General features: G+C 62.5%; 7 protein-coding genes. 1 reads left to right on the plus strand and 6 read right to left on the minus strand.

What is annotated here, in order from left to right:
- Positions 1-43: 43 nt before the first annotated feature.
- Both HU811_RS22510 and HU811_RS22515 read right to left on the minus strand, forming a co-directional pair.
- Positions 44-805, minus strand: coding sequence for a CHAD domain-containing protein (locus HU811_RS22510; protein WP_092397697.1), 762 nt, complete (start codon positions 803-805; stop codon positions 44-46).
- A gap of 107 nt (positions 806-912) precedes the next feature.
- On the minus strand, positions 913-1,203 hold the full coding sequence (locus HU811_RS22515; RefSeq protein ID WP_039588883.1) for a hypothetical protein: 291 nt from the start codon (positions 1,201-1,203) through the stop codon (positions 913-915).
- 208 nt (positions 1,204-1,411) lie between these two features.
- Here HU811_RS22515 and HU811_RS22520 point away from each other — a divergent pair, with 208 nt between their 5' ends.
- Entirely contained in the window at positions 1,412-2,449 is a 1,038-nt protein-coding gene (locus HU811_RS22520; RefSeq protein WP_047226339.1) for a patatin-like phospholipase family protein, read from the plus strand.
- A gap of 180 nt (positions 2,450-2,629) precedes the next feature.
- Here the strand turns inward: HU811_RS22520 and HU811_RS22525 are convergent, their stop codons facing one another.
- The 4 genes from HU811_RS22525 to HU811_RS22540 all read right to left on the minus strand — a co-directional run.
- On the minus strand, positions 2,630-3,328 hold the full coding sequence (locus HU811_RS22525; RefSeq protein WP_186658161.1) for a response regulator: 699 nt from the start codon (positions 3,326-3,328) through the stop codon (positions 2,630-2,632).
- Between the two features lie 64 nt (positions 3,329-3,392).
- Positions 3,393-6,044, minus strand: a complete 2,652-nt coding sequence (locus HU811_RS22530; protein ID WP_186658162.1) for a DUF4118 domain-containing protein — start codon at positions 6,042-6,044, stop codon at positions 3,393-3,395.
- Between the two features lie 229 nt (positions 6,045-6,273).
- Positions 6,274-6,819 carry a potassium-transporting ATPase subunit KdpC gene (gene kdpC / locus HU811_RS22535; RefSeq protein ID WP_186658163.1) on the minus strand — a complete coding sequence of 182 codons (546 nt, stop codon included), beginning with the start codon at positions 6,817-6,819 and terminating at the stop codon, positions 6,274-6,276.
- A 157-nt stretch (positions 6,820-6,976) separates the two neighbouring features.
- A partial coding sequence (locus HU811_RS22540; protein WP_186658164.1) for an HAD-IC family P-type ATPase occupies positions 6,977-7,945 on the minus strand: 969 nt, incomplete at its 5' end.

Here is a 7,945-nt window from a genome sequence, read left to right on the forward strand (position 1 = left end):
CTTCGCGAGCAAGCCCGCTCCCACAAGGGAAGATCAGTAGGACTCAGGATTTTTTGAAGCAACTGGCAACGAGTTTATCGAGCACTTTATCGGACTTGGCCTCGGCCTTTTCCATGGTGCTGAGCCAGACCGGCACACAGGATTGCAAGTCGCTTTCCTGCTTGGCCCTGGCCAGCCATTGCCAGCAATCATGCCAGTCCCCCAGTGCGCCTTGGGCGGACTTGAGCCGTGGCATGGCCGCTTCGGGCAGGCGGTCAAGTTCGGGGTAGGCTTCAATGGCGTAGCGCACGCGCTTGATCAGCAGCCGCAAACGATGGCGATCATGGGCCGGATCGTCCAAGGCTTCACCGAGTTTTTTCCATTGCTTGTCCAGACGCTTTTCGATGCGTTTGCGCAAACCTTTAAGCAGGTCCTGACGTTGCGCCGCGCGAATGAAGCGCGGGAAAGCATCAAGCACCATCAGCAATTGCGCCAGCTCCGGGCTGCCGGCAACGGCGGGATAAGCATCGGCCATTTGCACCTGGCGCCGCCGCGCGGCTTCGATCTTGCCGTGCTGCTCAAGGTAGGCGGCCAGCACTTCCCGGTCACGCAGGGGCGTAGTCAGCGCGCCGACCGCCGAAGCCGCCGTTTCCAGTTGCTCGACACCGGGCAACCCGCGCAACGGACGAAGCAAGCTGCGCAAACGGCGAACCGTGGTCCGCAGGTCATGCAAGGCTTCACTGTCGGTATGGGCATTGAGGCGGGCCTGACAAGCCAGCAGCCGGACTTCCAGACCCAGTATCCGGGCCACCAGCCGATCAATCATGGGGACGTACTCCGTACGCAGCATTGAGGGTCAAGCTGTACAGCTTCACGTGAGGGGCGCGCCGCATGCCCCTCTTGTGGCTTGCAGCTTAGCGCTTGCCGCTGCTTTTATCGTCCTGCACGGGATTCGCGAATGTAGAAACGGGCCTTCTCGGCCTTTTTGGTGCACCCCTCAAATGCCTCGAACTGCTGCTGAGTCTTGGCGCCGGTCAACAGCGACAAGGCCTTGGAGTAACTCACAGTGCCGGCAAAACCTTCGGCCTTGGCCAGATCCAGTTCACGCCAGGCACTGTCGAGCTGGCTGCCGCAACTGTCGCGGTAAGCGGTCTTGCCGGCACAACCGGCCAGGGCCAACACCATCAAGGATGCCACCAGGGGCAGACAAATCCGGGCTTTCATCAATTACACCTCAAGTCAGGTCAACAGTCGTGCAAGTAAGACGGTCCAGCCCGCAAAAAGTGCCAATGCCCGACCGCGTAAATTCAAGTGTGGGCGAGCATACGCAAATGCCGGCGCGGCGTATCAAAAAACGACACCTGTGCCACAACGATTGAGCCCAGCCGTCGATAAGTGCATTGTTAAAGTCTGTTTGACAAGAGGTCGGGTCATGACAAAACGTGTCGCATTGGTACTGGGATCGGGTGGCGCCCGGGGCTACGCCCATATCGGGGTGATCGAAGAAATCGAACGCCGTGGCTATGACATCGCCTGTATTGCCGGTTGCTCCATGGGCGCCGTGGTGGGCGGGATCTATGCCGCGGGCAAGCTCGATGACTACCGTAACTGGATCGAAAGCCTGGATTACCTGGATGTGCTGCGGCTGGTGGACGTCAGCTTTCGCCTGGGGGCGATTCGCGGCGAGAAAGTCTTCGGGCAGATACGCAAGATCGTCGGCGAACTCAATATCGAAGACCTGCGTATTCCCTACACTGCCGTGGCCACCGACCTGACCAATCAGCAGGAAATCTGGTTCCAGGAAGGCTGCCTGCATCAGGCAATGCGCGCCTCGGCGGCGATTCCCAGCCTGTTCACCCCCGTGATGCAGGGCAACCGCATGCTGGTGGATGGCGGCCTGCTCAATCCGTTGCCCATCGTGCCAGTGGTGTCGAGCCATTGCGATCTGATCATTGCGGTCAACCTCAACGCCACCAACCAGAAACAATACCGACTGCCGGTCATCCAGCGCCCCGCAGCGTTCAAACGTCGCTTCGACACCCTCGTCAGTTCCCTGGGCTCGCGTCTGCCGTTCCGGCGCAAGCAAGCCGAGCAGTTGCTGCTGCTGGAACAGGAAGCGTTAAAGGCCGAAGCCGCCGAAATCAACCCATGGCTGGAATCCGCCGAGCCCGAGGGCCAGCAACCGGCCGCCGCGCCGGAGTCCGAAGGTGCGCCGAAATCAGCGACCGGTTCGTTCATCATCGACAACGTTGGCCCGGCCTCGCTGCTGGACTTGATCAACCAGAGTTTCGAGGTAATGCAGACGTCCCTGGCCCAGTACAAGATCGCCGGGTATCCACCGGATGTGCTGATCAACGTGCCGAAACGGGTGTGCCGGTTTTTCGAGTTCTACAAAGCACCGGAGCTGATCGCGCTAGGGCGGGAGATTGCCAGCGATACGCTGGACCGGTATGAGAATGAGCAGAACTGAATGTGACACTAAACTCTGTGGCGAGGGGATTTATCCCCGCTGGGGTGCGAAGCAGCCCCGAAAAAGGCATCAGACAGGATTTCTGTCTGACACACCGAGTGTTCAGGTTTTAGGGCTCCTTCGCACCCCGGCGGGGATAAATCCCCTGGCCACAATAGCGCTTGGCTTGAAGCCTTGTGGTTAAACACCACCCTCCCCCAACAACCGATACCCAACTCCCGCCTCGGTCGCAATGAACCGGGGCCGGGTCGGGTCGTCGGCCAGTTTTTGCCGCAGATGACCGACCACGATTCGCAGGTAATGGGTGTCCTCGGTGTGGGTCGGGCCCCAAATATCCTTGAGCAATTGCTGCTGGGTAATGACCCGCCCAGGATGGCGCGCCAGTTGCGCCAGCACGGCGTATTCCTTGCGGGTCAGGGCCACTTCGGTGCCATCGAGCAGGACCCGGCGATAAGCCAGGTCCACCGTCAGCGGACCGAACGTTAGCGCCGCTTCCCGCGCCTCGCCTGCCGGGGCCTGACGCAACAAGGCACGAATGCGCGCCAGGAACTCCTGAATGCCGAACGGCTTAGTGACGTAATCATTGGCGCCGTTGTCCAGCGCCTCGACTTTCTGCGCTTCGCTGGCCCGCACCGAGAGCACCAGCACCGGCACCGTGGACCATTGGCGAAACTCGCGCAGTACCTGCTGGCCGTCCATGTCCGGCAGGCCCAGGTCGAGCACCAGCAAATCGGGCTTGTTCAGCGCCGCCTGGGCCAGGCCTTCGGCGCCGGTGCCAGCTTCGAGCACCTTGTAGCCTTGGGAAGACAGGCTGATGCGCAGGAATTTGCGGATCTGCGGTTCGTCATCGATGACCAAAAGGGTCGCGGTCTGGCTCATGAAGTCCGTTCAATGCAATCAGGTGGAAAGGCAATCAGATGAAAAGAGAGTAACCCAGCGCCGCTCAGGCTTCATCGTCCAGGCCCGGTTGTGTCTGTAATGGTAGGTGCAGGGTGATGCAGGTACCGCGCCCGTCCAGGCCAGTGTCCACGCTGATCCGCCCGCCATGGGCACCGACCATGCCCTGACAGATCGCCAGCCCCAGCCCCGTCCCCTGCCCACCACGATCCCCGCGCGCAGCGGTATAGAACATGTCGAAGATTTTCTCGCGCTCTTCTTCAGGGATCCCGGGCCCCTCGTCGGCCACGGCGAAAAACACTTCGCTGTCCGTCGCCCCTGCGCTCAGCAGCAGTCGCCCGTGAGTCGGTGAAAATCGTGCGGCGTTCTCCAGCACGTTCACCAAGGCCTGTTCGATCAACGCCGCGTGAACATACAACAACGGCAACTCGGCAGGCACTTCGATGCCCACCGTCAACGGTGCCAGCACCGCCCGCAGCCGGCTCAACGCGCTGCCGACAATATCGGCCGGCGATACCCAGTCCCGCGCCAGCTTCAGAGCCCCATGGCCGAGACGAGTCATGTCCAGCAAGTTCTGGATATAGCGATCCAGGCGCTCAGCTTCATCACGGGTGCCTTCCAGCAGTTCGCGGCGATCGGCCAGCGGGATCGCCTCTCCCAACGCCAACAGGCTGTCGATACTGCCGCGCATGGAGGTCAGCGGCGTGCGCAAATCGTGGGACACCGACGCCAACAACGCACTGCGCAGTTGCTCCGTTTCGCCGTGCAGGCGTGCTGCTTCCAGATCCTGGGCCAGTTGCGCCCGAGCCAGGGCCTGCGCCAGTGGCTGACTGAGGGCCGCCAACAGACGACGCCGCTGGCCGCTCAACGGCTTGCCTTCTTTCGGGCAAACGCCCAGCAACGCCAGCGGGCCCTCCTCTGTCGACAACGGCCACCACCACCAGCGTCCAGACGGCAGTGTCCCGGTGCCGGCGCCGGCCGGTTGGTCGTGTTGCCAAGCCCAATCGGCGGCCGCGCGTTCAGCTTCGGTGAAAGTCAACGGTTCAGTCGTCTCGACCTTCCAGCCGCCCTGGCCGTCACGGTTGAGCAGGCACAGTTGCAGGTCGTGCCAACCGTTGAGGTGTTGCGCGGCGGCGCTGATCACCGCCTGGCGGTCGGTGGCGGCGGTCAATTTACGGGACAGGTCAAGTAGCTCGCCGGTTTCCTGCTGGGTTTCGCGCAGCGCCTGCAACTGACGTCGCTGGCGCGCCGCAAGATTGCCGGTCAGGGCGGCCATGAGCAAGAAGAACACCAGGGTGAGCACGTCTTCTTCACGCTGGATGGTGAAGGAAAAATTCGGTGGGATGAACAGAAAGTCATAGGCCAGGAACGACAGCGCCGCGCAGGCCAGCGCCGGGCCGAGGCTGCTGCGAACCGCCACCAGCAACACCGCCATCAGAAACACCAGGGAAATGTTGGGCAAGGGAAGAAGCCCGGAGACCCCCCACGCCAGCGCACTGGCCGCCGCCGTCGCCAACAGCGCCAGCACGTAGTCGAAACCGCTCAGGACAGCATTTGAACGCACGCGGGCCGCCGGGGGCTGTTGATCGCGGTCCAGGACGTTGATTTCCAGCCCCATGGCGTCGCGCAGCAAACGCGAAGCCAAGCCACCACCGAACAGCCGCCGGCGCAGACGCCGCCTGGACTGCCCCACCAGCACCAGCGTGGCGCGACGTTCGGTGGCGTGCTGGATCAGGGTCCTGGCGACTTCACCGGCCCGTAGCAGCACCACTTCCCCGCCCAGGCGCTCGGCCAGTTGCTGGGCATTTTGCAGGCGCTGACGCGACGGCTCGTCCCGCGTGCTGCCGTTGTCCACGTGTACCAGGCTCCAGGGAAGATGCCGACGCTGGGCGACACGGCTGGCGTGGCGTACCAGACGCTCGGCCTGGTCATCACCGTCGACCCCCACCAACAATCGCCCCCGCATCGCCGGAGCCGCCTGGCCCAGTTGCCGATAGCCTTGGGCAAGATCGTTGTCCACCTGGGCCGCGGCGGTTTGCATGGCCAGCTCACGCAATGCGGTGAGGTTGGTCTGACTGAAAAATGCATCGATCGCTGCGCGCGCCTGTTCCGGCACATACACCTTGCCATCGCGCAGGCGCTCCAGCAGCTCGCGCGGTGGCAGGTCAATCAACAGTAATTCATCGGCCTCTTGCAGGACCCAGTCGGGCAGCGTCTCGCGAACCTGCACGCCGGTGATACCGCGCACCTGATCGTTGAGACTTTCCAGGTGCTGGACGTTGACGGTGGTGTAGACATCGATGCCGGCGGCCAGCAATTCCTGAATGTCTTGCCAGCGTTTGGCGTGTCGGCTGCCGGGCGCGTTGCTGTGGGCCAGTTCGTCCACCAGTACCAAGGCCGGTCGAGTCGCGAGCAAACCATCAAGGTCCATTTCCTCGAGCATCACACCGCGATACTCCGAACGCACCAGCGGCTGCTGCACCAGACCGCCGAGCAGCGCCTCAGTCTCACTGCGGCCGTGAGTCTCCACCACGCCGGCGACCACCCTGACACCTTGGCGCAGTTGCGTGTGGGCCGCCTGTAGCATGGCGTAGGTCTTGCCGACACCCGGCGACGCACCCAGGAAGACCTTGAGCCGACCACGATCGTTACGGGGCAGCTTGGCTAACAGTGCGTCGGCACGGCCGGAGTCGCTCATGTGTTCGGGTTCTCTTTCATATGTTGATCAAACGCCCTGTGGGAGCAAGCCCTGTGGAAAAGCAGGCCTTGTGGGAGCAAGCCCTGTGGGAGCAAAGCTTGCTCGCGATCAGGACGACACGGTTTAACTGCGAAACCGCGTTATCGTTCATCGCGAGCAAGCTTTGCTCCCACAGACGTTGCTCTCACAGGTTCCACTTTGCTCCCACAGGCTCCACTCCCACAGGGGTCTACAGTTTTTCCAGCGCCAGGTTCAACGCCAGCACATTCACCACCCGCGGCCCCACCAGCGGTTGCTCGATGTGAGTGTCGAGCAGTTGCTGCACGGTCGACACCGGCAGATGGCGTGCGGCGGCGACACGCGCCAGTTGATAGGCAATCGCTGCCGGTGGCAAGTGCGGATCCAGTCCGCTGGCCGAGGTGGTCAGAAGCGCCAACGGCACCGGGCCTTGACCGGGCACTTGCAATGCCTGGGCGTCATCGATCACCCGCGCGGCCAGGGCCGGATTGCTCGGGGAAAAGTTGCTGGCGCCGCTGGCTACCGTAGCGAAAGCACCCGCCGATGGACGTGGATGGAACCAGGCATCGCCCTGGAAATCCTGGGCGATCAACAGAGAGCCACGGACCTTGCCGTCGGCATCAACGATCAGGCTGCCGTTGGCCTGGGCGGGAAAGGCGACTTGCGCCACGCCCGTAACCAGCAACGGGTACGCAACGCCGGTGATCAGGGTCATCAGAAGCAATAGGCTCAGGGCCGGGCGTATCAGAGTGGACATCCAAATATCCTCGAATTGAATGAAAAAACTACCTGTGGGAACCACTTTGTGGGAGCCAAGCTTGCTCGCGATGCAGGCACCTCGGTCTGAACTCACACCGCGTCATCGTTCATCGCGGGCAAGCCTTGCTCCCACAAGGTGAGCGTTGGTTAACTGCTCAAACCAACCCCAACGCCGTCAGCAACAGGTCGATCGCCTTGATGCCCACAAACGGCACCACGATCCCGCCCAACCCATAAATCAATAGATTGCGCCGCAGCAGCGCCGCCGCGCTGGCGGCTTGCACCCGCACGCCACGCAACGCCAACGGGATCAGCACCACGATGATCAAGGCGTTGAACACAATGGCCGACAGAATCGCGCTTTGCGGGCTGCTCAGGTGCATCACGTTCAGCACACCCAGTTGTGGATAAATCGAAGCAAATAGCGCCGGCAGGATGGCGAAGTACTTGGCGATGTCGTTGGCGATGGAAAACGTCGTCAAGGCCCCACGGGTCACCAGCAGTTCCTTGCCGATTTGCACCACGTCCAGCAACTTGGTCGGATCGCTGTCCAGATCGACCATGTTGGCCGCCTCTCGCGCCGCCTGTGTGCCGTCGTTCATCGCCATGCCGACATCAGCCTGGGCCAGGGCCGGCGCATCGTTGGCACCGTCACCACACATCGCCACCAGACGACCGTCATTCTGCTCATGACGGATGCGCGCCAGTTTTTTCTCCGGTGTGGCCTCGGCCAGCACGTCATCGACGCCGGCCTCGGCAGCAATGGCGGCGGCGGTCAGTGGGTTGTCGCCGGTGACCATCACCGTGCGAATCCCCAACTTGCGCAGCTCGGCAAAGCGCTCGCGGATACCGGGCTTGACCACGTCCTTCAGATGAATCGCCCCCAGCAGTCTGCCGTCGACGCACACCAACAATGGGGTGCCGCCGCTCTGGGCGATCTTGTCCACCTCCCGCGCCAGGGCAGGTGGCAGTTCGCTTTTCGACAGGCCGATAAAACTCAGCAGCGAATCCACGGCGCCCTTGCGGTACACCCGGCCCTGATAATCGACACCGGACAATCGGGTTTCGGCACTGAACGGCACGGCGGTCAGCCGTTCGACGCCCGGCTCCGGGGGGGGGGGGGG

It is taken from the genome of Pseudomonas tehranensis, from assembly GCF_014268615.1.
GTDB lineage: Bacteria > Pseudomonadota > Gammaproteobacteria > Pseudomonadales > Pseudomonadaceae > Aquipseudomonas > Aquipseudomonas tehranensis.

Excerpts from the sequence above, each read along its gene's own strand:
- HU811_RS22510 (WP_092397697.1), bottom strand. The coding sequence starts at position 805 with ATGATTGATCGGCTGGTGGCCCGGATACTGGGTCTGGAAGTCCGGCTG.
- HU811_RS22515 (WP_039588883.1), bottom strand. The coding sequence starts at position 1,203 with ATGAAAGCCCGGATTTGTCTGCCCCTGGTGGCATCCTTGATGGTGTTG.
- HU811_RS22520 (WP_047226339.1), top strand. The coding sequence starts at position 1,412 with ATGACAAAACGTGTCGCATTGGTACTGGGATCGGGTGGCGCCCGGGGC.
- HU811_RS22525 (WP_186658161.1), bottom strand. The coding sequence starts at position 3,328 with ATGAGCCAGACCGCGACCCTTTTGGTCATCGATGACGAACCGCAGATC.
- HU811_RS22530 (WP_186658162.1), bottom strand. The coding sequence starts at position 6,044 with ATGAGCGACTCCGGCCGTGCCGACGCACTGTTAGCCAAGCTGCCCCGT.
- kdpC (WP_186658163.1), bottom strand. The coding sequence starts at position 6,819 with ATGTCCACTCTGATACGCCCGGCCCTGAGCCTATTGCTTCTGATGACC.